The organism is Tardiphaga sp. 768_D3_N2_1 (genome assembly GCF_052076105.1).
Classification (GTDB): Bacteria; Pseudomonadota; Alphaproteobacteria; order Rhizobiales; family Xanthobacteraceae; genus Tardiphaga.
In genome coordinates this window covers 4,046,569-4,069,695 of sequence record NZ_CP197245.1, presented here as the reverse complement: position 1 = coordinate 4,069,695, position 23,127 = coordinate 4,046,569, and the positions used below count along the sequence as shown (strand labels likewise).

At 61.1% G+C, this 23,127-nt stretch carries 20 protein-coding genes; 14 read left to right on the top strand and 6 right to left on the bottom strand.

Annotated elements, in window-relative coordinates; genetic code table 11:
- Window positions 1–4 precede the first annotated feature (4 nt).
- Window positions 5–2,122, top strand: a complete 2,118-nt coding sequence (locus tag AB8A27_RS19125; protein WP_441243272.1) for an adenylate/guanylate cyclase domain-containing protein — start codon at window positions 5–7, stop codon at window positions 2,120–2,122.
- Window positions 2,119–3,126 (top strand): ABC transporter substrate-binding protein, encoded by a 1,008-nt coding sequence (locus AB8A27_RS19120; protein ID WP_441243271.1) that lies wholly within the window; start codon window positions 2,119–2,121, stop codon window positions 3,124–3,126. Before AB8A27_RS19125 ends, AB8A27_RS19120 begins: the two co-directional genes overlap by 4 nt.
- A gap of 71 nt (window positions 3,127–3,197) precedes the next feature.
- Here AB8A27_RS19120 and AB8A27_RS19115 read toward each other — a convergent pair whose 3' ends face one another.
- The 4 genes from AB8A27_RS19115 to AB8A27_RS19100 all read right to left on the bottom strand — a co-directional run bounded on the left by AB8A27_RS19115 (window position 3,198) and on the right by AB8A27_RS19100 (window position 6,862).
- Window positions 3,198–3,974: an IclR family transcriptional regulator gene (locus AB8A27_RS19115; RefSeq protein WP_441243270.1), complete on the bottom strand. Its 777-nt coding sequence runs from the start codon at window positions 3,972–3,974 to the stop codon at window positions 3,198–3,200.
- Window positions 3,975–4,057: 83 nt separating this feature from the next.
- Entirely contained in the window at window positions 4,058–4,816 is a 759-nt protein-coding gene (locus AB8A27_RS19110) for an SDR family NAD(P)-dependent oxidoreductase (protein ID WP_441243269.1), read from the bottom strand.
- Window positions 4,816–6,039, bottom strand: a complete 1,224-nt coding sequence (locus tag AB8A27_RS19105) for an ABC transporter substrate-binding protein (RefSeq protein ID WP_441243268.1) — start codon at window positions 6,037–6,039, stop codon at window positions 4,816–4,818. The genes AB8A27_RS19110 and AB8A27_RS19105 overlap by 1 nt, the downstream gene beginning before the upstream one ends.
- A 58-nt stretch (window positions 6,040–6,097) precedes the next feature.
- On the bottom strand, window positions 6,098–6,862 hold the full coding sequence (locus AB8A27_RS19100) for an acetoacetate decarboxylase family protein (RefSeq protein ID WP_441243267.1): 765 nt from the start codon (window positions 6,860–6,862) through the stop codon (window positions 6,098–6,100).
- 490 nt (window positions 6,863–7,352) lie between these two features.
- Between AB8A27_RS19100 and mdcA the strand changes: the two genes are divergently transcribed.
- From mdcA to AB8A27_RS19065, 7 genes are all read left to right on the top strand, one after another.
- Window positions 7,353–8,999, top strand: a complete 1,647-nt coding sequence (gene mdcA / locus AB8A27_RS19095; RefSeq protein ID WP_441243266.1) for a malonate decarboxylase subunit alpha — start codon at window positions 7,353–7,355, stop codon at window positions 8,997–8,999.
- A gap of 11 nt (window positions 9,000–9,010) precedes the next feature.
- Window positions 9,011–9,328 (top strand): malonate decarboxylase acyl carrier protein, encoded by a 318-nt coding sequence (mdcC, locus tag AB8A27_RS19090; RefSeq protein WP_441243265.1) that lies wholly within the window; start codon window positions 9,011–9,013, stop codon window positions 9,326–9,328.
- A complete protein-coding gene (locus AB8A27_RS19085; protein WP_441243264.1) occupies window positions 9,325–10,227 on the top strand; it encodes a biotin-independent malonate decarboxylase subunit beta in 903 nt (300 codons plus the stop codon). The genes mdcC and AB8A27_RS19085 overlap by 4 nt, the downstream gene beginning before the upstream one ends.
- Entirely contained in the window at window positions 10,214–10,933 is a 720-nt protein-coding gene (locus AB8A27_RS19080; RefSeq protein WP_441243263.1) for a biotin-independent malonate decarboxylase subunit gamma, read from the top strand. Before AB8A27_RS19085 ends, AB8A27_RS19080 begins: the two co-directional genes overlap by 14 nt.
- Before the next feature lie 4 nt (window positions 10,934–10,937).
- A complete protein-coding gene (mdcG, locus tag AB8A27_RS19075) occupies window positions 10,938–11,567 on the top strand; it encodes a malonate decarboxylase holo-[acyl-carrier-protein] synthase (protein ID WP_441243262.1) in 630 nt (209 codons plus the stop codon).
- Window positions 11,564–12,400, top strand: a complete 837-nt coding sequence (mdcB, locus tag AB8A27_RS19070) for a triphosphoribosyl-dephospho-CoA synthase MdcB (protein WP_441243261.1) — start codon at window positions 11,564–11,566, stop codon at window positions 12,398–12,400. Before mdcG ends, mdcB begins: the two co-directional genes overlap by 4 nt.
- Window positions 12,401–12,481: 81 nt before the next feature.
- On the top strand, window positions 12,482–13,417 hold the full coding sequence (locus tag AB8A27_RS19065; RefSeq protein ID WP_441243260.1) for an acyltransferase domain-containing protein: 936 nt from the start codon (window positions 12,482–12,484) through the stop codon (window positions 13,415–13,417).
- Window positions 13,418–13,623: 206 nt separating this feature from the next.
- Here the strand turns inward: AB8A27_RS19065 and AB8A27_RS19060 are convergent, their stop codons facing one another.
- Window positions 13,624–14,814, bottom strand: coding sequence for an FAD-dependent monooxygenase (locus tag AB8A27_RS19060; protein ID WP_441243259.1), 1,191 nt, complete (start codon window positions 14,812–14,814; stop codon window positions 13,624–13,626).
- 85 nt (window positions 14,815–14,899) lie between these two features.
- Window positions 14,900–15,877, bottom strand: a complete 978-nt coding sequence (locus AB8A27_RS19055; protein WP_441243258.1) for a tripartite tricarboxylate transporter substrate binding protein — start codon at window positions 15,875–15,877, stop codon at window positions 14,900–14,902.
- Between the two features lie 202 nt (window positions 15,878–16,079).
- Between AB8A27_RS19055 and AB8A27_RS19050 the strand changes: the two genes are divergently transcribed.
- From AB8A27_RS19050 to AB8A27_RS19030, 5 genes are all read left to right on the top strand, one after another.
- The gene (locus AB8A27_RS19050; RefSeq protein ID WP_441243257.1) at window positions 16,080–16,841 is read left to right on the top strand and encodes an IclR family transcriptional regulator; all 762 of its coding nucleotides are present in this window, start codon (window positions 16,080–16,082) and stop codon (window positions 16,839–16,841) included.
- An 88-nt stretch (window positions 16,842–16,929) separates the two neighbouring features.
- Entirely contained in the window at window positions 16,930–18,531 is a 1,602-nt protein-coding gene (locus AB8A27_RS19045; protein ID WP_441243256.1) for an FAD-dependent monooxygenase, read from the top strand.
- A 67-nt stretch (window positions 18,532–18,598) separates the two neighbouring features.
- Entirely contained in the window at window positions 18,599–20,332 is a 1,734-nt protein-coding gene (locus AB8A27_RS19040) for a thiamine pyrophosphate-requiring protein (RefSeq protein ID WP_441243255.1), read from the top strand.
- Between the two features lie 53 nt (window positions 20,333–20,385).
- A complete protein-coding gene (locus tag AB8A27_RS19035) occupies window positions 20,386–21,363 on the top strand; it encodes a Bug family tripartite tricarboxylate transporter substrate binding protein (protein WP_441243254.1) in 978 nt (325 codons plus the stop codon).
- Window positions 21,364–21,386: 23 nt separating this feature from the next.
- On the top strand, window positions 21,387–23,066 hold the full coding sequence (locus AB8A27_RS19030) for an FAD-dependent oxidoreductase (protein ID WP_441243253.1): 1,680 nt from the start codon (window positions 21,387–21,389) through the stop codon (window positions 23,064–23,066).
- The last annotated feature ends 61 nt before the right edge of the window (window positions 23,067–23,127 follow it).

Genomic DNA, 23,127 nt, shown 5'->3' with positions numbered 1-23,127 from the left:
TGAGATGACCACCAAGCGTCCAGCACAGCGTCGCCCACTTCGTATCGGGTTTCGCACATCCATCGTCACGCTATTCGTGGCGGTGGTGCTGTTTGTCGGATTGACGCTGGTCTATCTCAGCTTCAGCCGTGTCTCGCTGATCACGCGGACGGCGGCAAGCACCTTCATCGACAAGGTGGCGCAGCTCGGCGCCGACCGGATTGATTCAAAATTCCGAAACGTCCGCGACAGCCTTGAAATTCTCGCCGGTCTTCCGTCGATCCAATCGGCGGAGATCGAAGACAATTCGCGGCTCTACAGCCTGATGGCCTCGATGCTGCGCAATAACCCGCAGATCTTCAATCTCTATATCGGTTATGAAGATGGCTCATTCCTTGAAATGGATGTGATCGACCGCGCCAAGCCGGCTTTTCGTGCAAGTCTCGATGTGGATGAGGACGCTGCCTTCCGCGTGGTCATCATTTCGCGCACCGGCAACGCATCATCGTCGCCTGTCACCATCTTCCTTTCGGATAATCTGATCCAGGTTGCCGAAACCAAGGGCCCCGCGACCTATGATCCTCGTCAGCGGCCTTGGTATGTCGAGGCCTTCAAGGACGAGAAAACACTGCTGACCGGGCCGTATGTGTTCTTTGCGACCGGCCAGCCCGGCTATACTTTGCGTACAGCGCTGAGGGAGGGCCGGCGCGGCGTGGTGGCCGCCGATCTCCTGCTCAATCGCCTTGAGGCGATGCTGGACGAGCAAAGGCTCGGCGACTCCGGGGTTGCATTTTTGTTCAATGATTCGGCACGGATCGTTGGCCATCCCGAGATGAACCGGCTGATGGACGAAATTCCCGAGCGCGGCAACGAGCTGCCGCCAATGAGCGCCATCAAGCTGCCCGGCCTCCCGCAAGCGGTTGAGGCGTGGCGAAAGGGCGGCGCGTCTCAGCAGTTTTTTACGGACGATGCTGGACGAACCTATGTCGCCGCCTTTCACGGCATCGAGACAGCGGGCAATGCCGGTATCAAGCTCGCCGTGATCGCGCCGCTCGACGAGTTTTTCGCAAAGATCATTTCAGAGCGCCGCGGCTTGTTTGCGCTGGCTCTCGGCTTTGTGCTCGGCATGCTGCCGCTCGCGATCTGGCTTGGCTCAATGCTCGCGCGGTCGCTGCGCAGCCTCGCCCAACAAACTGACGAGATCCAGCATTTCAGGCTCGCGGATCGTCCGCGCCTGCATTCCGTGATCGAAGAGATCAACGAGCTCGGCCGCTCGGTCTTTGCGACGCGGACTGTCATACGAAACTTCTCCAGTTTTGTGCCGAAGCCGATCGTGCGCCAGCTCATCGAGTCCGGAACGTCGATCGAGCTCGGGGGAACGCGGCGAGAAGTCACCGTGCTCTTCACCGATGTCGCCGATTTCACTGCCAAGACGGAAAAAGCAGATCCTTCCGAGGTCATGATCTTCACCTCGCGCTATTTCGCGGCGCTGTCCGAGGTCATCATGAAACATCACGGCACGATCGACAAATTCATTGGCGACGCCGTGATGGCGTTCTGGAATGCGCCTGATGATGATCCCGATCATGTTGTTCATGCCTGCGAGGCTGTGCTTGCCTGCGTCAAGCGCAACAGCGAGCTGAACGAGCAGTTCTGTAAGGCTGGATGGCCCGCCTATGGGACCCGCTTCGGCCTGCATGTCGGCGACGCCGTCGTCGGCAATGTCGGCTCTTCCGATCGCATGAATTACACCGCGCTCGGCGCGACTGTTAACCTCGCCGCCCGCCTGGAAGGGCTCAACAAGAATTACGGGACACAAGTGCTGGTCAGCGCGGCCGTGAAGGAGCGCGTCGAGGGACGCTTTGCCTTTCGCAGTGTCGACGAGATCAAGCCGAAGGGTTTTGCGGAAGCCGTGCGGGTCTTTGAACTGCGCTGCGAAACGGATGAAGCTGCGAAGCATGCCTTCCAGCGCTGGGAAATTGTCTATGCCGCGATCCGGCAGGATCAGCCAGCCGCGGCCCTCGTAGGGGTCACCAACTTTCTTGCCCAGTATCCCGACGACGGCGTTGCGCAATACCATGCGGAACGGCTTCGCGTGGAATTGCAAGTGCCGCGCCGTATTGCTCGCGGAGCGATGCAATGACGCGCGTACTCCGTCCTTTCAACAGGCGCCAGGTGCTGGCCGGTGGGCTTGCGGCAGGCGCCGTCTTTGCCGCTCCTGCGATTGCGCAAGCGCGAACACGCGTCCGGCTGGGATATCTCCATGTCGTCGCCGTCGACGGCCAGATATTCACTGGCCTCGATCTTGGCTCGTTCGACAAGCAGGGTATCGATTTTGAGCTCGTCGAGTGCAATACCGGACCGGAAGTGTTCGAGGCCATGGCGCGGGGGGAGGTGGACGTGTTGTCGGCCGGCGGAGTGATTTCAAACTATCTCGCGCTCGGCGCCGGCCGCGGCTTTCTGATCAACGACATCGAGATCGCTACCGCGCAGCTCTGGGTGCGCCCGGACCGCGGGGTCAAGTCCTTCGCCGACCTCCGCGGCAAGCGCATCGCGACGACGACCAGGACCACGGCGCATATCTTTCTCGACCGTGCCTTGCGTGCCAACGGCCTGAGCCTCGCCGACGTTCAGGTGGTCAACAGCAGCATGTCGCAAGCTGTTGGCTCATTCATTGCCGGCGAGGTGTCTGCCGTCGCCCTGTGGGTGCCCTTTAACCTGAGCGTCCGCGACAAGCTTCCCGATGCCATCAAGCTGGTGGATGCCTCCGCCTTCTATCCGCAGTCGGCAGTCGTCGGCGGCTGGGTCGCGCGCAATGACTACTACGCGGCGAACAGGGATGTGTTGCAGCGGATCATCCGTGGCTGGGCGGCAGCGAACGACCACATGGTGCGCAATCCCAAGGCCGCAGCGGAATCTCTCCAGCAGCGGCACTACCAGAAGGCCTCGATTATCGACATCGCAGAGGCGCTGAAGGCGCAGAAGATGTTTTCTTCGCGGGAGTGGAAACGGCTTTATGCCGATGGCACGGTTACAAAATGGCTGCAGCAAGTCAGCGACTTCTTCGTGGCGGAAGCCGGCGTGACGACAGCGACGCCGGCCACGGATTATTTCGAGTCCAGTTTGTACCTCGCAACGGTGAACTAGCAGCCGGCTCCGCAAGCGACTTACCCGATCTAGCAGGAGGCGAAAGGTTAGCAATCGATGTGGAGCATCTTCTACGTGCCGACTGCCCCAACCTTCTCCGATATCTGCCGAGCGGCTGTCCGCAGGTTCTCTTCAATTTCCGTCGCCTCGGCTGCTTGCATTTTCTCCTGCCTCATGAGAGGCACCGTTAGAGCAGCGATTGCGCGGCCGGATGTTTCGAAGACCGGACAACTGAAGGCCCGGAGCCGGGGGGCCTGGCCCTCCTTCGGAAAGTCACCACCGCGCGCGACGACTTTGCTCAGTTCTGCCAAGACATTCTTGACGGGGCAGCGGTCATGCCGTGCAATCACCGCCGCCAACTCAGCGCGGCGGTTCTCAAGCTGGAACGCAGTCAACACCTTGGCCGACGCATACTCCAGAGTAAGTGGAAAGATGGCGCCGAGCCTCACTGACCAGCCCATCTGCCATTCCGGGTCCATCTGAGCGACCACCATGAATTGCTGATTATTGAGTACCGTCAGATGACAGGATAATCTGGTTTGGGATGTCAGGATTTCCATGGCTGGGAGGGCTGCGCGCTGCAGTCGCTTTGTCGGAGGAAACTGAGCCGCAATCCTGAACAACTGGAGGGTAAGGGTGTACTCACCCGTTATGGCATCTCGCGAAACGTAGCCGCGTTCTTCGAGCACGCCGAGCATCCGAAAGATTTCGCTGACGGATCGACCAACGCGCTCTGCAATCTGCGTCTGGCTCAAGCCGCGCGATTCGGCCGCGAGCGCCTCGATAAGATCGAGCCCCTTTTCCAGAGCGGGGGCGCCGGGACGTGGGATGGTGTCTTTTGCGATCATTCTGTTGTGTAGCAACTGCAATGCGATTGCTCAAGAAACAACGCACGCGCCGTCGTTCGACGCCGCAATGCTCGCTGATGCCGTCAGCCCACTGTGACTCCGGCATCAACGGTCCAGGCGGCGCCGTTGACGTGAGCGGCCTCCCCAGACAGGAGAAACGATACAACACCGGCCACGCTCTCCGGCACTCCGCGCCGTGTAGCACCGGCGCGCGCAAATCCCGTCGGTAGAGCGTGCGCCTGACGATCCAGCGATTGCAGCATGCGGGACTCGATCGGGCCCGGAAGTACAGCATTGACACGAATGTCAGTGCCGGCAACGTCGAGAGCGGCAACGCGTGTCAGGCCGAGAACGGCGTGCTTGCTTGCCACATAGCCAGCTAGGCCGGCACGGCCACGGATCGCTGAAGTCGAGGCCGTATTGACGATGCTGCCGGCTCTGCGCAGCATCATTCGGGCGAGAACGAATTTCATGCCGAGAAAAACGCCCTTGGCGTTGACCTGAAACGTGTGGTCGAACGCATCTTCCGGATATTCGTGAATGGGCGCGACTGCGCCTTCGATTCCGGCATTGTTCGAAAAGGCGCCAATTGGTCCGAGCGTGCGCTCGATCTGTTCCACATAGCCTTGGACGTCAGCAGCATGCGACACGTCGGCGCGAATATAGATGGCTTTCGCGCCGCTCGCTTTGACAAGTCGCACCGTCTCTGCGCCTGCCTTGTCGTCGAGATCGACGACGGCCACCACAGCCCAGTCCCGAGCCAGCCTGAGCGCAATGGACCGTCCGATGTCGCCGCCGCCGCCGGTGACAAGGGCGACGGCTTGAGAGCCCTGTGCGTTCATCACGATCTGGAGAAGTCGCAGCCGCCTTCACTCAGGGAGCGCCATGCCTCGTTCGGACCGATCGTCTTGATGAGCTTGTAGTAGTCCCACGGATATGCGGAATCCGCCGGCCGCTTCACCTCGAAAAGATACATGTTGTGCAGCTTTCTGCCATCCTCGCGAACGCTCCCTTTTCCGAACAACGGATCATCCGTCGGAAGCGCCTTCATCTTGGCGATGACGGCCTTTCCGTCGACCGATTGATCCGATGCATCGACGGCACGCAGATAGTGCAGTGTACCGCTATAGACACCCGCCTGAAGCGCAGTCGGATAACGCCCGCTATTCCGGGCCGCAAACCGCTTGCTCCAGGCGCGGGTATCCTCGTTCAGGTCCCAGTAGAACGATTCGGTGAATTGAAGACCTTGGGCAACGTTGAGCCCCAATGAATGCACATCGCTGAGATAGAGAACCGTTGCGACCACTCGCTGCCCTCGAGCGCCAATGCCGAATTCAACGGATTGCTTGATGGAGGTGATCGTGTCGCCACCCGCGTTCACCAGCCCGACGACCTTCGCCTTCGATGCCTGCGCTTGCAGTAAGAATGACGAAAAATCTTGCGAGTTGATTGGCGTCCGGACACCGCCGATCACGGTGCCGCCGCTGCCCTGAACGGCTTTCTTGATGTCCTGCTCCATCGCCTGCCCGAAAGCGTAGTCTGCTGTTAGCGTAAACCAGGATGTTCCTCCCGAGTTGACAACCGCGCGCGCGACGCCTGTTGCGAGCGCGTAGGTGTCGTAAGTCCAGTGAACCAGATTGGGAGAGCATGCTTTTCCAGTTAGATCCGAGGTTGATGACCCCGAGACGATCAAAGCGCGATTCTTGGTCTGCACGATGTTCCTGACGGCGAGTGCTACAGCCGAGTTCGGGGCATCGACGATGGCATCGACCCCGTCTCGGTCAATCCATTCCCGTGTGATGCTTGAAGCGATGTCAGGCTTGTTGAGGTGATCTCCACTCAAAACTTCGATTGATCGCTGCATATGGTGCGGTTTCGCGAGAAAGTCCTCGACGGCCATCTTTGCCGCCAGCACGGACCCAGGACCCGTTACGTCGGCATACAGGCTCGACATATCGGTCAGCACGCCAAGTTTTAATGGTGGCTGTTGCGCGGATGCTGCGGAACCAAGCAGCCCAGATAATGCGACAAGAATCGGCGCCCCGATTGCTCTCAGAATGGACATTGGATCTCCTCCCTCTCGACGTGGTCTGATGCCACTTGAATCGATGATGCTGGATAGCTCACACGTTCAGACGCTTGATGAGCCTCCTGTCCTCCACGTCGAAGCCGCCGCCATAAACATCCGAATACATGAAGCGGGCTCCCAGTATTTCCGGTTTCAGGTCGGCGATTGGGTCAAAAGAGGATTCGTGCAGTGTCATCTGCGCGCGTCCGGCAAGCGGCGCTGAGTATTCAAGTGGAGTTCTGCGGTAGACGACATCGGCATAGGCCGTGGCCAGACGCTCGGGGTGCGGCAGTCGTCGCACATGAATTTCGCCGACGGGTTGATCCGGACCGTCAACCAGGCTGACGACCGGGGCTGCCGGATCCGGGACGAAACTGAAATCGGCCAGTGGCGTACCTCTGCGCTTCACCTTACCGACGATCGTGTGGTCGGGCGCCTCTTCGAATGCGTAGTTTGTATCCTTCTTGGTGTAACCGAAGACCTCCCGCCCGGCGCAGATTCCCATCGGATCGCTGCAATACATGTAGATGTGAGTATGCGTGAAAAGATCTTCGTAACGGACCGGGACCGTGATCATCAGATCGAACATCTGACCCGTGTGCATCGCCAGCGCGTGCCCTGGGGACAACATGTACTGAAATGCAACGCGATCGTTGACCAGCTCGAACGGTGTATCCGCTAGCAATGTGCTGAGCTTGAACCGGTCTACGCGCGTGATGATCTGGAGGGTTCGCAGCGTGCAGCCCCATTCAACGGGATAGGCCGGAGAATAGGGAGGATTGACGCCGCTATTAGGCTTGAGTTCGTACTCTCCAAACATGTCTCGCCCTCGAGGTTGCTTCATAGGGGTCCCGTAGCGTCGGGGCATTGCCGCGCCGCAGCATGTTCCGGCACGGATATTCCATTAGTGATTTATGTATTCCATATATGAAATTGTGATTCAAGCGCGGAAATCAACTTTGAGCGATGCCGCGCGCCTCCGAGTCGGAGGAGGAGGAACTTGTCATTGTCCAAGAAAGCCAAGCCGCTATGGACTGATCTGCCCGCATGCCGCGGGGCCTATCATGATCTTCGTACGCGGAGGTTCAAAAACCTGGTCGCAATTAAGCCAACTACCAACGGTTACTTGGGATTGGAGCGATTTTGCGCGGTGATGGCGCTAAGGTGATCCACTTACACTATAGGCTTCTATCGTGATCAATTGATCGTGTCGCCGCCGCGCCTGAAGGTTTCGGTACTTCCGGAATGCCCGCTGGCCGTTCGATACTCCAGACTTGCCCGGCTGGCATCCGCCAACAGAGGATGGTGCTATGAGACAGTGGGACACTCGAAAGCGCGTGCGTGCGGAGCGGATTGCGGCGGGTGCCTCATTCGCGGACGGAAAGCTGATCGACGCCGGCAGGCTCGTCGATTTCTTCGAAGCAGTCTTGCGACCGGGCGATCGGGTCTGCTTGGAAGGCGATAACCAGAAACAGGCTGATTTGCTTGCACGTGCGCTGGCCGATATGGATCCGACGCGCGTCCACGACCTTCACATGGTGCAGTCCGGCGTGGTCCTTCCCGAGCACCTCGACCTATTCGACAAGGGCATCGCAAAGCGTCTCGATTTTTCCTATTCGGGGCCGCAATCGGCGCGGATTGCGCAGATGCTTTTCGGCGGCAAGATCGAGCTGGGCGCCGTTCACACCTATCTAGAGCTGTTCGCACGCTATTTCGTAGATCTGACACCGCAGGTCGCGCTGATCGCGGCGGTCAGTGCAGATCGTCATGGCAACCTTTACACGGGTCCCAACACCGAGGACACGCCGACCGTGGTTGAGGCGACAAGCTTCGGCAGTGGCCTGGTCGTGGCCCAGGTTGGCGAGATTGTGGACACGCTGCCACGTGTCGATATTCCCGGTGACCAAATTCATTTCGTCGTCGATGCCAAGAAACCCTTCTATGTCGAGCCACTGTTCACGCGCGATCCGGCGGCGATGACGGAGACGCAGATCCTCACCGCGATGATAGCAATCAAGGGCCTCTATGCGTCGTATGGTGTTCGCCGGCTCAACCACGGCATCGGCTTCAATACCGCGGCGATAGAGCTTCTGCTGCCGACCTATGGCGAAAAGCTTGGCCTGAAAGGCAAGATCTGTACGCACTGGGCGCTGAACCCGCATCCGACCCTTATTCCTGCGATCGAGGCAGGGTGGGTCGAGCAGATCCATTGCTTCGGATCCGAGGTCGGTATGGAGGATTACCTCGCCGCCCGATCTGACATCTTCTTCACCGGCCCCGACGGGTCGCTGCGGTCGAACCGCGCCTTCAGCCAAACTGCGGGGCTCTATGCATGCGATATGTTCATCGGCTCGACGCTGCAAATCGATCTCTCCGGACACAGCTCGACCGTGACCGCGGATCGTGTCGCGGGTTTCGGCGGCGCGCCCAACATGGGATCCGACGCGCGCGGCAGGCGGCATCCGAGTGCGCCATGGTTACAAGCGGGTGCCGAGGCAGATCCCAATGCCCACGCAGCCCTCAGACGCGGCCGCAAGCTGGTTGTACAGATTGGCGAAACGTTCGGGGAGGGAAACGCCCCGTTGTTCGTTGAGAAGCTAGGCGCTCTCGAACTTGCCGAGAAACTGAATCTGCCGCTGGCGCCGATCATGGTCTACGCCGATGACACGACGCATATCGTGACCGAGGAAGGGATCGCCAACCTTCTGCTGTGTCGCGACAAGAACGAGCGCGAGCACGCGATCCGGGGCATCGCCGGCTTCACCGAGGTCGGCCGTGGGCGCGACAAGACGATGGTCGAGCGGCTGCGCGAGCGCAAGGTGATCCAGCGTCCCGAGGATCTTGGCATCGATCCACTCGATGCCAACCGCAATATACTCGCCGCCCGCTCAATCAAAGATCTCATGCTCGCATCGGGTGGGCTGTATCGGCCGCCGAGCCGCTTTCGCAACTGGTAGGAGGAACGGTCATGGAAAAACTGTCGTTCGATCTGGCGGCACCCAATGCACCCACGGGCACGCGTCCGATGGCGCTGGTCGGGGTCGTAGCCTCCGGCAATCTCGAAGTATTGCTCGAACGCGGTGGAGCACCCGGTCGCTGCACCATCGAGGTGAACACCGCCGCTCATGGCTTTCGGCCCCTGTGGGAAGCAGTCACCGCTGACTTTGTCGCGCGCCGCGCTGCCGGGGGACTGCGCATTGCGATCAACGATGGCGGCGCTCGGCCTGACACTGTTTCGTTGCGGCTCGCTCAGGGCGTTCGCTCGATCGAGGAGCCCGAGGCATGAGCAATACACAGAAAAGTTGGTACGAGGCAGGCGCGCGTGAGCGTGTTGCAGCGCTCGTCGATCGCGATAGCTTTGTGGAGTTCGTAGGCCCCGAGCGTCGCGAGATCAGCCCGCATCTCGCGGTCTTCGATCTTCCAGTACAATTTGACGACGGCATCGTCGTCGGCTCGGCGGCGATTGATGGCACGAACGTGCTGGTCGCCGCGCAAGAGGGGCGATTCATGGGAGGCGCTTTCGGCGAGGTCCATGGCGCCAAACTCACAGGGTTGCTGCAGGCTGCAAAAGCAATGAAGCGCGACGTGGTCATTGCGTTCGACACTGGTGGTGTGCGCTTGCAGGAGGCGAATGCCGGAGAACTGGCGATCGCGGAGATTATCCGCGCCATCGTGCAAGCGCGGATGGCTGGAGTTCGTGTCGTCGGGCTGATCGGAGGACGCGCCGGATGCTATGGCGGCGGCGGTCTGATTGCGGGGTGTTGCTCGACACTGATCGTGTCCGAACAGGGCCGCATCAGCGTATCGGGCCCCGAAGTGATCGAGACGAACAAGGGCGTCGAGGAGTTCGACTCGCGCGATCGTGCGTTTGTGTGGCGGACGATGGGTGGCAAGCAGCGAATGCTGATCGGTGGCGCGGACGCGTTTGTCGATGATGACGTCCTGGCATTCCGGAACGCCGCGATCGTGGCGCTGGCACGTCCGGCTGTACTCGACGCAAAAACCTTGGCCGCCGAACAGAGGCGACTCCAACGACGCATCGCCCGGTTCGGCGAGGCGGCGGACGCCACTGACATCTGGGCCACACTCGGCATCGACGACCCGGATTCGGTGCCAGACATGCCAGCGGATCGTTTCATCGCGCTAGCCGCTGAACATAGGGAGAGTGCCGATGGCGCCCGCTGAAATCCTGAATTCGCTGTTTCCATTGGGGCACGATGTCACGACCCATGGCAATCTGTCATTTGGCACGGGGGCGATGGGGACCCTCTCGGTTCATGTGATCGGCGCGGGCGGCGGCGGCGCGATCGGTGTTGACGAGGCGCTCCAGCTCGCCGCGCATGTACTGACGCTTGCCAATAGTGGCGATGGTCGGCCGATCTTGCTCTTGGTGGATACGTCGAGCCAGCGGATGAGCCGACGCGACGAGATGCTCGGGCTCAACGAATATCTCGCGCATCTCGCCAAGTCCCTGTTGCTGGCAGAGGCGAATGGTCACCGCACGATCGGTCTGCTCTACGGCGGCAGCGCGGCTGGCGCTTTCATCGCGACAGCATTGGCGTGCGGCACGCTCGTTGCCCTGCCGGGTGCTCACCCGGAGGTCATGGACCTCCCGTCAATGGCGCGCGTCACCAAGCTTTCTATTGAAGTGTTGAAGGAAAAGGCCAAGGCCACCCCGGTATTCGCACCGGGGCTCGACAATCTCGCCCAAACCGGCGCGATCGCCGAAACGTGGGATCCTGACGCGCCGCTCTCGGACAAGCTGGCGGCACTGCTGGCGCGACCGCGGAACGGTGATGACCGCGCAACGCTCGGCAAGGTGCGTGGCGGCCGTCCAAAGGCGGCAATCATCGCCAATGAGGTCGCGACACTCGCGCAGGCAAGGGGATGATCCGATGCATCTCGACAGACATCAGATAGTGCATATCGATCCGGCCGCCTGGCCCGCTCTGGTCGACGCGCAGCCGAATCTCAAGGCGATCGCCGCCATCGAGGAATGGGCGATCCTCGGGCGACCGCTCATTGCGCGTCGGAGGCTCTGCAGCGATGTCGCGGGCAGGGTGCCGCTCGGCCTCCCGCTTCCGCCGTCGATGGGTAAGCAGCGTCTGGCCTTCACGGTGGCATCCGAGGTGGTCACGTCAACCAGTCTGCCGCCGTTACTGGCTGATGCGATTCCTTTCGCTCCGGTCGCGTGGCGTTCGACGCTCGCCGCACTGGTCGCGCTCGAGCCCGACGTTCGCTGTTTCGGCAGTCTGGCCTGGGAGTATCTGACCAACTTGCCATATGTCTCGGCCACGTCAGACGTCGATCTGCTGTGGCAGGTCTTGACGACGCGTGACGCCGACGCCCTCGTTGCGGCTATCGCTCCTATCGAAGCGTCGGCCCCGATGGGGATCGACGGCGAGCTCGTCACGCCCAGTGGACTTGCGATCCAATGGCGCGAATGGGCCAGTGGCGCTTCTGACGTTCTGGTCAAGGCTCGTGACCGCAATCAGATGATCCCGCGTCAGTCGGTGTTCGCATGACAGCGCTTCTTCAGTCGTCCGAACAGGTGGATGCGGAGGCTATCGGCCGTGCTGCAACTATCTGCCTCAAGCATGAAATTGCTACCTATCCAAAGCCCGGTCTCGTCAACCCGGTCGATAACGGCGCGCATGACGACATGGATGCGGCGATGATGAATCGCAGCGCGGATACGCTTGGGCCGTTCTTCGCGCGCTTGGCGGACGCAGGGGCTGCTGGTGCCGAAATGGGGCGCCTTCGAGCGATCGGGGTCGAGGCTGAGATCGCCATGATGGCTGTCACCGGTGGCGTGAACACCCATCGCGGCGCGATCTTCGGTATGGGACTTCTATGCGCGGCAGCGGGATTTCGCGCGCGCTACGCCATGCCAGGCACACTTGGGGCAATCGTCGCGCATCGCTGGGGCCCGGAGATCGTCGGCGGTCCGGTCATGCTTCACAGCCACGGCAGCGCAGCCGCGCGGCAGCATGGCGCAGGAGGCGCACGGGCGGAGGCTTCGGCGGGCTTTCCTTCGCTTTACGCGGTCGCGCTTCCCGCGCTCGCGGAAGGACGCTGCCTCGCTCCCCGCAATCCGGAAGCCGCGCAAGTCCATGCTCTGATGACGCTTGTGGCAAGGGTCGCGGACACCAACCTGCTATATCGCGGCGGCGCTGAAGGACTCGCATTCGCGCAAGGTCAGGCACGCGCGTTCATTGATGCGGGCGGTTGCGGCGCATCTGCGTGGCGCGCACGTGCTATCACCATGCACGAAGCTTTTATCGCCCGCAGGCTGAGCCCCGGCGGTTGTGCCGACCTTCTCGGAATGGCGCTGTTCGTCGAGGGGCAGGAGTCATAACGCCATGGTCTCGATCATCCTGAAGGGGCTTGTCCCCATTTTCTTCGCGATCCTGCTCCTCTATCCGCGACAGGATCGCTGATGTCACTCGCCATCTTGTGTTCGGGTCAAGGCCAGCAGAACGCTGAAATGTTCGATCTCGTCGCCGACGCGCCCGAGGCATCCAAGCTGTTTGAAATTGCTGCTGGGCTGCTCGATGGCAATGATCCGCGTGACCTTGTGCGGAATGCCGCGTCGGAGGTGCTGGAAGCGAACCGGACCGCGCAGATATTGTGCGTGCTGCAGGCCGTCGCGCTCCAGGCTGCATTAGGCGATGCGTTGCCGAGGCACCGCTTGGTTGCGGGCTACAGCGTCGGTGAGGTCGCTGCGTGGGCGCTCGCGGGATTAATTGGCGGTGCCGATGCGCTCCATCTTGTCGCCATGCGTGCGCAAGCAATGGATGAGGCCAGCCGCGGCGCGGAAGGTTTGACGTTCGTCCGGGGGCTGACGCGTAAGATGATCGAGGCGTTTTGCGGCGCGTTGGATATTGGGCTCGCGATCGTTGATCCTGGCGACGGCTTTGTGGTCGGCGGCACGATTGCTGCACTCGATGCGTTCGAGAAAGAAGCGTTACAGAGCGGTGCCCAGCGACTAGTGCGTCTGAAAGTTCATGTTGCCTCGCACACACGGCGGCTTGCGGCGGCATCTGTAGCCTTTTCAAAGACCTTGGAAGACGCCGAAATCCGGCCGGCGCTGATAGCTGGCGTTCGCCTTTATAGCGGTATCGATGGAACTGCCGTACTTGATATCGCGTCGGGAAAGACGAAGCTCGCCGATCAGATTTCCCACACCGTCGAGTGGGAAAAATGCTTGGAAAGTTGCGCGGAGGCCGGAGCAACTACGTTCTTGGAACTGGGGCCGGGGCACGCATTGAGCGCGATGGTGTCCGAAGCCATTCCAGGAGTAAGTGCACGATCTGCCGGTGAATTTAGAACGCTCGCGGGACTGCGCACTTGGATCGCGGGAAAAGCAGGATAGTGCCCACAGGATTACCTGCTGCAGCAGCTGCTGTCCGGCAGGCGAAAATGCATCATAGGTGCCGTGACAGGCATCGAAGCCGCGTGTGTGCAGGCGCCAGTGTTCGCTCCTTGCGCAAAGAGGAATCCCGAACCGGGACAGAATGGGGCAGATCGCCTTCGTGGTGGTAGCAAGCGGGAGCTGTAAGTTTGCTCATCGAGTGGGCATCAGTCCTCGCCTACCGCATCGAATGCGAAAAGCCAGTGATAGCGGTCGCGGACCTTCGGTTCGCTCCACTGCATCGATACATAGCGACTTGCGTCGTCCGCATCCATCAGACGCTCATTGTGGAAGATATCGCGATTTCGCTCGGCCGCAACGACGCAGCGGTTTGCGCGCGTCACACGCTCGGCTTCATAGGTGGAAAAGGCGCCGACATAGTCGTTGCGATTTTTTGCAAGACAGCGTGCCAGTGTGATCGAATCTTCGATCGCCATGACAGCGCCCTGCGCCATAAACGGCAACATTGGGTGGCAGGCATCGCCGACCAGAACCACGCGTCCGGCCGACCATCGCTCCATCGGCGGTCGGCTCATCAAAGCCCATCGGTAATGCACGTCGATATTGTCGATGAGCGCATGAACGTCCGGGTGCCATCCAGCGAAGTCATCGGCGCATTCTTCACGTGTGCCCTTGGAGGTCCAGGATTCCGTTTCCCATCCCGAGCGCTCGACGACGCCCACGAAGTTGAAGAGTTCGCCGGCTCTTAGCGGATAGGTCACGACATGCCGGCCGGGACCCACCCAATTCGTCCCGACGTCCAGCCGAATATGCGTGGGCAGGCGCGAAGATGGAATGACGCCGCGCCACGCCATACAGCCGGTGAAATGCGCTGGCCCGGACCCGAACACCGCCTCTCGTACGCCCGAATGGATGCCATCCGCTCCGATCAGGATATCGCCGCTCACGCGCTCACCGTTCGACAATGACACCGTCACGCCATCGGCGCGGTTCTCGACACCGACAAGGCCAGCGCCCTGCCGGATCGCGTCCGGATCAAGCTGCATCACGGCGTTCGCCAGCGTCGTGTGTAGGTCGCCGCGATGGACCATCAGATAAGGAAAGCCATATTCGGCGACGGACATGGCGCCGAGGTCGAAAAGCGACCAGGTCTCTCCGCTATTCCACAGGCGGATCGTCTTGGCCGTTGGCTCGACTGCCAGGCGTCGCAGCGCGTCGAGCACGCCGAGGGATGCGAGCACCCGCGTCCCGTTCGGGCTGATCTGCACACCGGCGCCGGTCTCACGCAATGTTTCGGCCTGCTCGCAGATCGTCACGCGGAAGCCGCGCTGCATCAGCGCAATCGCCGTGCAAAGCCCCGCGATGCCGGCCCCCGCAATCAGAATTCGTTGCGTCATGATCGAGTGTCCTGCGGGCGCGATCTGCGGTGTGGGTCGCCACGCGTTGAAGGAGGGGGCTTATGAAGCTGTCAGTTTGCCCGGGCTATTCCGAGGTGATCTCGGCATCCTTGACGACCTTGGCCCAGCGCAGGCGGTCTTTCGCGATGAGCGCTGCCAACTGATCGGGCGGGCCGCCGCGCGCGATTAACCCCTGCTTGTCGAGAAGTGCCCGAACGTTCGGCTGGTTCAGTATCGTGTTGAACTCGGCGTTGTAGCGGTCGACGATGGCCTTTGGCGTGCCTGCCGGAGCGAGGACGCCGTACCACAGATCCACGTCGAAATCGGCAACGCCGGCTTCCGCAAGTGTCGGCACATTCGGAGCCTGCGGCGCCCGCGACTTTCCCCCAACGGCGAGGATACGGATCTGTCCAACTTCTGCGAGAGGGAGTGCGGTATGAATCGGCAGGAACATCGCTGACATATGTCCGCCCGCGAGATCCTTCACGGCGCCGGCCGAACCCGGATAGGGAATATGCGTCAGCTTGACCTGCGCTGTCAGCTTGAACAGCTCCATCGCAAGATGTTGCGGCGTGCCGCGGCCGGGCGAGGCATAGTTGATCTCATCCGGCTTGTTTCGAGCACGCGTGATCAGTTCCTGCAGTGTGTTGACGTTGAGCGAAGGATGCACGACCAAGGCAAGCGCACCCGTCGCGATCTCCACGATCGGCGCGAAACTCTTCTCCGGATCGTAAGGAAGCGCACGATAGAGGCTCGCATTCATCACGAACGTATTGACAGTTACCAGCAGGGACTGGCCATCCGGCGCAGCACGGGCCGCGGCCTCGGTGCCGATATTGCCGCTCGCTCCGGCCTTGTTCTCGACGATCACCGGCTGATTCCAGCGCTGGCGCAGTTCTTCGCTGAGCAGGCGTGCAAGCAGATCGGGGCCTGTGCCCGGCGAAAAGGGAACATTGAGCCGGATGGGTTGCTGCGACGATATTTGAGCGAAGCTTGGTCTGGCCGAGAGCGACGCCAGAGCCATGAGTCCAAGTACCGTGCGACGTGAATGTCTCGCGGGCATGCGTTTCCTCGCTGTCATGGCCGCCGATGACACTCGGCTGGCAAAAGATGACAAAATCTCTTATTGTAAGATTATCGTGAGTATGTGCCGATCCGGCCGGACAGTTCAAGATTGATTTTAGTCATGAGGCAAAAGTATCTGCCGTGAGCGCCGTGACAGGCGGCGGCGAACAGGAGCGACAGCAAATCATGCGTCGTGCGGCATGAAACCAAGCAACAGTCTGGAACGGGTGCTCGCGGTCCTCGAGGTCTTCTCGGAGGAGCGGCTGGAGTGGACGCCCGAGGATCTGATGGCGCATCTCGGCTATAGCCGGCCTACGCTCTATCGCTATCTGAAGATTCTCAAGGATGCCGGCCTTCTGATGTCGTCGCGCAATGCCGGTGTGACGCTTGGGCCGAAAGTTGTCGAGATGGACTATCTCGCCCGCCGATCCGATGCGTTGGTGCTGTCGGGCCAGCCGCATCTGAAGGCGCTGACGACGCGCTACTCCTGCAACGCCATGATCCTGCGATGGTACGGAAACAAGATCCTGTGCGTGGTATCTGAAATATCTGCGAAGAATCTCGTCAGTTCCTATCCGCGTGGTCGTCCGATGCCACTCGGACGCGGTGCGATCGCGCGTTCGATCATGGCGTATCTGCCGCGGGCGCGCCTGGTGCCGCTGATCGAGCAGAATCTCGACGATCTGCGTTCCGTCGGACTCGGTATGACTGTCGAAGAGGTCCGGCAGAGCATGAAGCGCGTGCGCAAGGCGGGATATGCGGTCGCGTTCGGCGAAGTCACCCCAGGTGCCGTGGGCATCGCTGCACCGGTCCTCGATGGCCGGGGGGCGCCGATCGCCAGCGTCTGCGTGACGATTGCAGGAGGGTTGGTGGACGGCGCCGGAATCGACCGGATCGCAGCCGACGTCAAAGCTGTCGCTGAGGAGGTATCGGTGGCCAGCGCCGAGCCTGAAAATACATAGAAATCTCATATTGTAAGATTTTGCTTGACTTCAAGAGGTCGCTGTCGTCCCTTAACGGCAACGAGTTCAAGAAGCAGGCAGGCGAGGAATGACGGTCGAGACTTTGTCTTCACCGCAGGTGATCATTGTCGGGGGTGGGCCGGTCGGCCTTGGACTTGCAATCGATCTTGGACAGCGCGGCGTGCGCTGCGCGCTGATCGAGAAATACGAAAGCCCGCAGCCCATTCCGAAGGGTCAGAACCTGACCCAGCGGACGCTAGAGCACTTTCACTTCTGGGGCGCTGAACCGGCGCTGCGGGCGGCGCGCACGATCCCGCGCGACTATGGCATTGGCGGCATGACCGCCTATGGCACGCTGTTGAGTGATTACCGCTACGATTGGCTGCAGCGCGAATTGGTCCGCCCCTTCTATTTCACGGATAATGAACGACTGCCGCAATATGCGACCGAGGCCGTCTTGCGTCAGAGGCTCAGCGAACTGTCCTCGGTGGAAACGCTTTATGGCTGGAGCGCCGAGACGGTGACGCAGGACGCGGATGGCGTCGATGTCACGCTGCGCGCGCGGGGGAGCGGCGAGACGCGTCGGCTGCGGGCGGACTATGTCATCGGCTGCGACGGCAGCCGCTCATTCGTCCGGGATGCCAGCGGTATCGCCCAGACCAAATCGGATCACGATCGGCTGATGGTGCTGCTGGTGTTCCGTTCGGAAGGGCTGCATAAACTGCTCGAACGTTATCCGAACAAGTCCTTCTACAATGTCCTGCATCCCGACCTCAAAGGCTATTGGCGCTTTTTCGGCCGGGTCGATCTCGGCACGACATGGTTCTTCCATGCGCCGGTGCCGATGGGGACTACCAAGGATAATTTCGATTTCCGTGCGCTGCTGTATGAGGCGGTCGGCGCGGAGTTCGACGTGGCGTTCGAACATGTCGGTTTCTGGGAGCTACGCGTTGCGACCGCCGATCGCTACCGAAATGGCCGTGTGTTCGTCGCCGGCGACGCCGCCCACAGCCATCCGCCCTATGGCGGTTATGGCATCAATACCGGCCTCGAAGATGTCGCCAATCTCGGATGGAAATTGACAGCCGTCCTGCAGGGCTGGGCTGGCCCGGCACTGCTCGACACCTATGATAGTGAGAGACGCCCCGTTTTCGTCTCGACTGCGCGCGACTTTATCGAGAAGGCGATCGAGAGCGACCGCGATTTCCTCGCCGCATACGATCCCTCGATCAACAAGTTGGCATTCGAATCCGAATGGCAGGCGCGGGCGTCGGGCGCCCGGTCGGAAGTGCATTCGTTCGAGCCAAATTACGAGGGATCGCCGATCGTGACGGGCGCGAATGGCGGTGCCCCGAGTGCAATCGGCGCGCATGAATTCGTGGCACGTGCGGGTCATCATCTGGCGCCATATCGAATGACGTCCGGCCGCGACGTCTATGATGAGTTGGGCGCGGATTTCACTCTGATTGATCTTGGTGCGGCCTCGGAAACAGTCGCCGAATTCACTTCTGCTGCAGAAGCTCACCACGTGCCGTTGAAGGTTGTGACGGATAAAAGCGACGCGGCGCAGAAACATTACGATGCACGCCTGATCCTGGTGCGGCCTGACCAATTCGTTGCGTTCAGCGCGAAAGATGCATCAAGCGACCCCCGGCGTGTGCTGCAACGGGCGATCGGCGACACCGGCTGAACTAACGCCTACGCGATCAAAGTTACGACGCCGGAAAACGGCGCGAGATAAAAGGGAGTTCCAAGGCATGAGTCGTCACAGCGCTGCGCACTATTTCCTTGAAGGGCTCGTCGACCTCGGCGTCGAGTACATCTTCGCCAATCTGGGCACAGACCATGTCTCTCTGATCGAGGAAATTGCGCGCTGGGACGCAGAAGGCCGCAAACATCCCGAGGTCATTCTCTGCCCACATGAGATCGTGGCGGTGCATATGGCCGGTGGCTACGCCCTCGCGACCGGACGCGGGCAGGCCGTCTTCGTGCATGTGGATGCCGGCACCGCCAATGCCTGCATGGCGATCCAGAATCTGTTCCGCTATCGCCTTCCGGTGATGCTGTTCGCAGGCCGTGCGCCGTTCACCCTGCATGGCGAACTGCCGGGATCGCGCGACACCTATGTGCACTTCGTGCAGGATCCGTTCGACATCGCCAGCATCGTCCGGCCTTACGTCAAATGGGAGTATTCGCTGCCGTCGGGCGTCGTCGTGAAGGAGGCGTTGGCGCGCGCCAGCGCTTTCATGCAGAGCACGCCTCCTGGACCGGTCTACATGATGCTGCCGCGCGAAACGCTGGCGGAGGAGTGGGACACCGACCAGATGCCGTCCTACACGCCCGCGCGTTATGGCAGCGTCGACCTTGGCGGCATCGATCCGGAACGTGTCGATGCCATCGCACGCAGGTTGATGGCGGCGAGCAATCCGATCGCGATCACCGCCTATCTCGGACGCAATGCCGACGCCGTACAAGCCCTTGAAGCGCTTGCGCTTGCCTGCGGCATCCGCGTCGTCGAATTCAACTCGATCGACTTCAATATTTCACAGGCCTCGCCATGCTTCGCCGGCTTCGATCCGCAGCCCGTTCTTGACGACGCCGATCTCGGGCTTTTACTCGATACCGACGTGCCTTTCGTTCCGCAATACGCGAGGCGCTTCGCCGAGATCGACTGGATTCAGATCGATGTCGATCCGCTCAAGGCGGAGTTTCCGATGTGGGGTTTCCCAACCGATCTGCGTATTCAGGCCGACTGCGCAAAGGTGCTCCGCCAGGTTTTCGAGCGCGTGCAGTCGCTCGCGGACGACTCCTACCGCGCGTCGGTCGGAAAACGCATCGCGAGCTGGGACGGTGCGCGCCGCGCCCGCGAGGGGAAGCGCAAGGCTGCGGCAGCGACGCAAGGGACAGTCGGCAGCCTCGGCACGGCTTATGTTCTTGCGACGTTGAACGACAAACTCTCATCGCAGGACGTCGTCATCAACGAGGCGATCCGCAACGGTCCGATCGTGCAGGAGCAGATCGTCCGGACCGTACCGCAGAGCTATGTCGGCCTCGCCGGCGGCGGGCTCGGCTTCTCGGGCGGCATGGCGCTCGGCCTCAAGCTCGCGCAACCACAGCGCCGCATCGTTCAGATCATCGGTGATGGCGGCTTTCACTTCTCGTCGCCCGATTCCGTCTACGCCGTTGCACAGCAATACGAAATCCCGATCCTCACCGTGGTGCTCGACAATGGCGGCTGGCAGGCGGTCAAGTCCTCCGTTCAGCGCGTCTATCCCAAGGGTTCGGCAGCCGCCAGCAACGCTTTCCAGTCGCAGTTGCGTTCCGGAAGGCAGGACGAACGAAGAAGCTTTTCCGAAGTCGGGCGAGCGTTCGGCTCACATGGCGAGCATGTGAGGGACCCGGAGGCGCTCGCGGCCGCGATCGATCGTTGTCTCGCCGTCGTGGATGGTGGCCGCGCAGCCGTCTTGCATGTCGAAATTACCCCATTGTGAGGGGCAAGCGGCCGTCAGAGCCGCGCATCATCATGAACATTCGGGAGGAAACCATGAGAGCTGGACGTGTCGCCCTATCGTTGAGCCTAGTTCTCGCGCTGCATGTCGCCACAGCAAGAGCCTCGGATGAGGCGAGCACATACCCGAACCGCCCGATCCGCCTCGTTGTCGGCTTCACCGCCGGTGGCGGCAACGACATCATTGCCCGGGTGGTCGGGCAGAAGCTGTCGGAAAGCCTCGGCCAGCCTGTCATCGTCGAGAACAAGCCGGGAGCCGGCGCGGTCGTCGCCACCGAATATGTCGCGCGTTCCGCGCCCGATGGCTACACGCTGCTGATCGGCGCGAGCGGCGCCATGGTCATCAACCCAGCCGTCTATGAGAAGCTCAATTACGACACGCTACGCGACTTCGCGCCGATCTCGGAACTCGGCTCATTCCCGCTGATGCTGATCGTCAAGGCGTCGTCGCCGTTCAAATCCGTTGCCGACCTCGTCGCGTTTGCGAAGGATAATCCGGGCAAGGCGAATTACTCGTCGTCTTCCGCGGCCTTCCAACTTGCGACCGAGCTCTTCAAGCAGAAGACGGGCACGCCGATGCAGATGATCCCCTATAAGGGCGCTAATGACAGCGTTACGGCCGTGATCGCCGGTGACGTCACGGCGACAATCGCCGATGCCGGACCGGTGATGGGTCAGATCACGGGCGGGCAGGTCCGTGCACTTGCGGTCGCCGCGCCCAAGCGGATGGCGGAACTGCCCGATGTGCCGACGATGAAGGAAGCCGGCGCGGACTTCGAAGCTGTGCTGTGGAGCGGGGTCTTCGCGCCGAAGGCAACGCCTCCGGCGATCGTGAAGAAGCTGCAGGGCGAATTCGTCCGCATCGCTCGCATGCCGGATGTGGTCGCGCGTCTCAAGACCCTCAGCATCGACGCCATCGGCAATACGTCGGATGAATTCACGCGGATCATTGCGGCCGATATCGATCGCTGGGCCGCCGTCGCGCGCGCCGGAAACATCCGGATGACGCAATAAGCGCCGCAGACGGAGGGCTGGTGGTGAACGCGAATCCCATTCGTCTGAATGCCGATGTCGTGGTTGTCGGCGCGGGACCGGTCGGGCTCACGCTCGCGATGGATCTTGCCTCGCGCGGCGTCGAGGTGATTGTACTGGAGGCTCGCCCGCGCGGTGAGCCGCCGAACGTGAAATCGAATCACGTGTCGGCCCGATCAATGGAAATCTTCCGTAGGCTCGGCGTGGCTGAAAAAGTACGCGACGCTGGCCTGCCTGCGGATTATCCCAACGACGTTGCCTATCGCACGTCCTTTCTCGGACGCGAGATCACCCGCATCCCGATCCCATGCCGCGCAAACCGCTATACAGCCACGGGAGGCCCCGACACCGACTGGCCCACGCCCGAGCCACCGCACCGGATCAACCAGATCTATCTGGAGCCGGTGCTGTTCGCACATCTCGAAGAGATGCCAAACGCCCGCATTCTTTCGGCGACTGCGCTGACGGAGTTCACTCAATCCGATGACGGCGTCTTGGCGCGGGCGGCGGACGCGCAGGGAAGGGCGGTCCAGATCGCCTGCAGCTATCTGATCGGCTGCGATGGCGGCCGCTCTGGCGTCCGGAAAGCCATCGGCGCGACGTTGAGTGGAGATGTGGCCCTTCAGCATGTTCAGTCGAGTTACATCCGTGCGCCGAGCTTGCTGCCGATGCTGCGCGAAAAGGGCGGCGTACCGGCCTGGGCCTCGTTCTCGCTCAATCCGCAACAGTCGGGAAACGTTTATGCGATCGACGGACGAGAGACCTGGCTGGTCCACGTCTATCTCAAGCCCGGCGTGACGGACTTCGAGGCGGTCAATCGCGACCAGGCGATCCGCACCGTTCTCGGCGTAGACGAGACATTCGCGTATGATCTTCTGAGCAAGGAAGACTGGATCGGCCGCCGTCTCATAGTCGACCGCATGCGGCGCGACCGTGTCTTCATCTGTGGGGACGCTTGCCATCTCTGGGTGCCCTATGCGGGCTACGGTATGAATGCCGGCATCGCGGACGCCGCAAACCTGGCCTGGCTGCTGGCTGCGCGTCTTGCGGGCTGGGGCGCCGACGGCATCCTCGCAGCTTACGAAGCCGAGCGGCTGCCAATCACCGAACAGGTGTCGCATTTCGCGATGAACCATGCGCATGAGATGACGAAAGCGCGCGGAGCAGTTTCGTCCAAAATCGATACCGAAGGACCAGAGGCAGACGCGTATCGCGCCTCGGTCGCCAAATCGACCTACGATCTCAACGTTCAGCAATATTGTTGCGCAGGACTTAACTTCGGCTATTACTACGAACGATCTCCGCTGATTGTGTATGACGGCGAAGATGCTCCGCCTTATTCGATGGGCCAATTCACCGCTTCCACCGCGCCCGGCGCACGCGTGCCGCATTTCACGCTTGTGGACGGGCGATCACTGTATGATGCGCTTGGTCAAGGTTACACTCTGCTGCGCTTCGATCCCTTTGTGGACGTCACTGCCTTCATGCACTCAGCAAACACGTCAGGCATTCCCGTCGACATGCTAGACATCATCTCGGGGGCAGCACCTGTTGTCTATCGCCATAAGTTGCTGCTGGCACGACCGGATCAGCACGTCGCGTGGCGCGGCGACGATCTTCCAGCCGATTTGGTGGAGCTCGTCAGCACGATCCGAGGCGCGTCCTCCTCGATTGGCAACGTTTAACCAATCCATTCTGCTCGCTAGTGGCGCAAAACAGCCAATTGGCTTGATCGAGGCTCGAGCG

What these genes read in the sequence shown, in the direction of transcription:
- AB8A27_RS19125 (WP_441243272.1), top strand. Translation starts at nt 5, where the DNA reads ATGACCACCAAGCGTCCAGCACAGCGTCGCCCACTTCGTATCGGGTTT.
- AB8A27_RS19065 (WP_441243260.1), top strand. Translation starts at nt 12,482, where the DNA reads ATGTCACTCGCCATCTTGTGTTCGGGTCAAGGCCAGCAGAACGCTGAA.
- AB8A27_RS19110 (WP_441243269.1), bottom strand. Translation starts at nt 4,816, where the DNA reads ATGAACGCACAGGGCTCTCAAGCCGTCGCCCTTGTCACCGGCGGCGGC.
- AB8A27_RS19060 (WP_441243259.1), bottom strand. Translation starts at nt 14,814, where the DNA reads ATGACGCAACGAATTCTGATTGCGGGGGCCGGCATCGCGGGGCTTTGC.
- AB8A27_RS19055 (WP_441243258.1), bottom strand. Translation starts at nt 15,877, where the DNA reads ATGCCCGCGAGACATTCACGTCGCACGGTACTTGGACTCATGGCTCTG.
- AB8A27_RS19050 (WP_441243257.1), top strand. Translation starts at nt 16,080, where the DNA reads ATGAAACCAAGCAACAGTCTGGAACGGGTGCTCGCGGTCCTCGAGGTC.
- AB8A27_RS19085 (WP_441243264.1), top strand. Translation starts at nt 9,325, where the DNA reads ATGAGCAATACACAGAAAAGTTGGTACGAGGCAGGCGCGCGTGAGCGT.
- mdcB (WP_441243261.1), top strand. Translation starts at nt 11,564, where the DNA reads ATGACAGCGCTTCTTCAGTCGTCCGAACAGGTGGATGCGGAGGCTATC.
- AB8A27_RS19080 (WP_441243263.1), top strand. Translation starts at nt 10,214, where the DNA reads ATGGCGCCCGCTGAAATCCTGAATTCGCTGTTTCCATTGGGGCACGAT.
- AB8A27_RS19100 (WP_441243267.1), bottom strand. Translation starts at nt 6,862, where the DNA reads ATGTTTGGAGAGTACGAACTCAAGCCTAATAGCGGCGTCAATCCTCCC.
- mdcC (WP_441243265.1), top strand. Translation starts at nt 9,011, where the DNA reads ATGGAAAAACTGTCGTTCGATCTGGCGGCACCCAATGCACCCACGGGC.
- AB8A27_RS19040 (WP_441243255.1), top strand. Translation starts at nt 18,599, where the DNA reads ATGAGTCGTCACAGCGCTGCGCACTATTTCCTTGAAGGGCTCGTCGAC.
- mdcA (WP_441243266.1), top strand. Translation starts at nt 7,353, where the DNA reads ATGAGACAGTGGGACACTCGAAAGCGCGTGCGTGCGGAGCGGATTGCG.
- AB8A27_RS19035 (WP_441243254.1), top strand. Translation starts at nt 20,386, where the DNA reads ATGAGAGCTGGACGTGTCGCCCTATCGTTGAGCCTAGTTCTCGCGCTG.
- AB8A27_RS19120 (WP_441243271.1), top strand. Translation starts at nt 2,119, where the DNA reads ATGACGCGCGTACTCCGTCCTTTCAACAGGCGCCAGGTGCTGGCCGGT.
- mdcG (WP_441243262.1), top strand. Translation starts at nt 10,938, where the DNA reads ATGCATCTCGACAGACATCAGATAGTGCATATCGATCCGGCCGCCTGG.
- AB8A27_RS19105 (WP_441243268.1), bottom strand. Translation starts at nt 6,039, where the DNA reads ATGTCCATTCTGAGAGCAATCGGGGCGCCGATTCTTGTCGCATTATCT.
- AB8A27_RS19115 (WP_441243270.1), bottom strand. Translation starts at nt 3,974, where the DNA reads ATGATCGCAAAAGACACCATCCCACGTCCCGGCGCCCCCGCTCTGGAA.
- AB8A27_RS19045 (WP_441243256.1), top strand. Translation starts at nt 16,930, where the DNA reads ATGACGGTCGAGACTTTGTCTTCACCGCAGGTGATCATTGTCGGGGGT.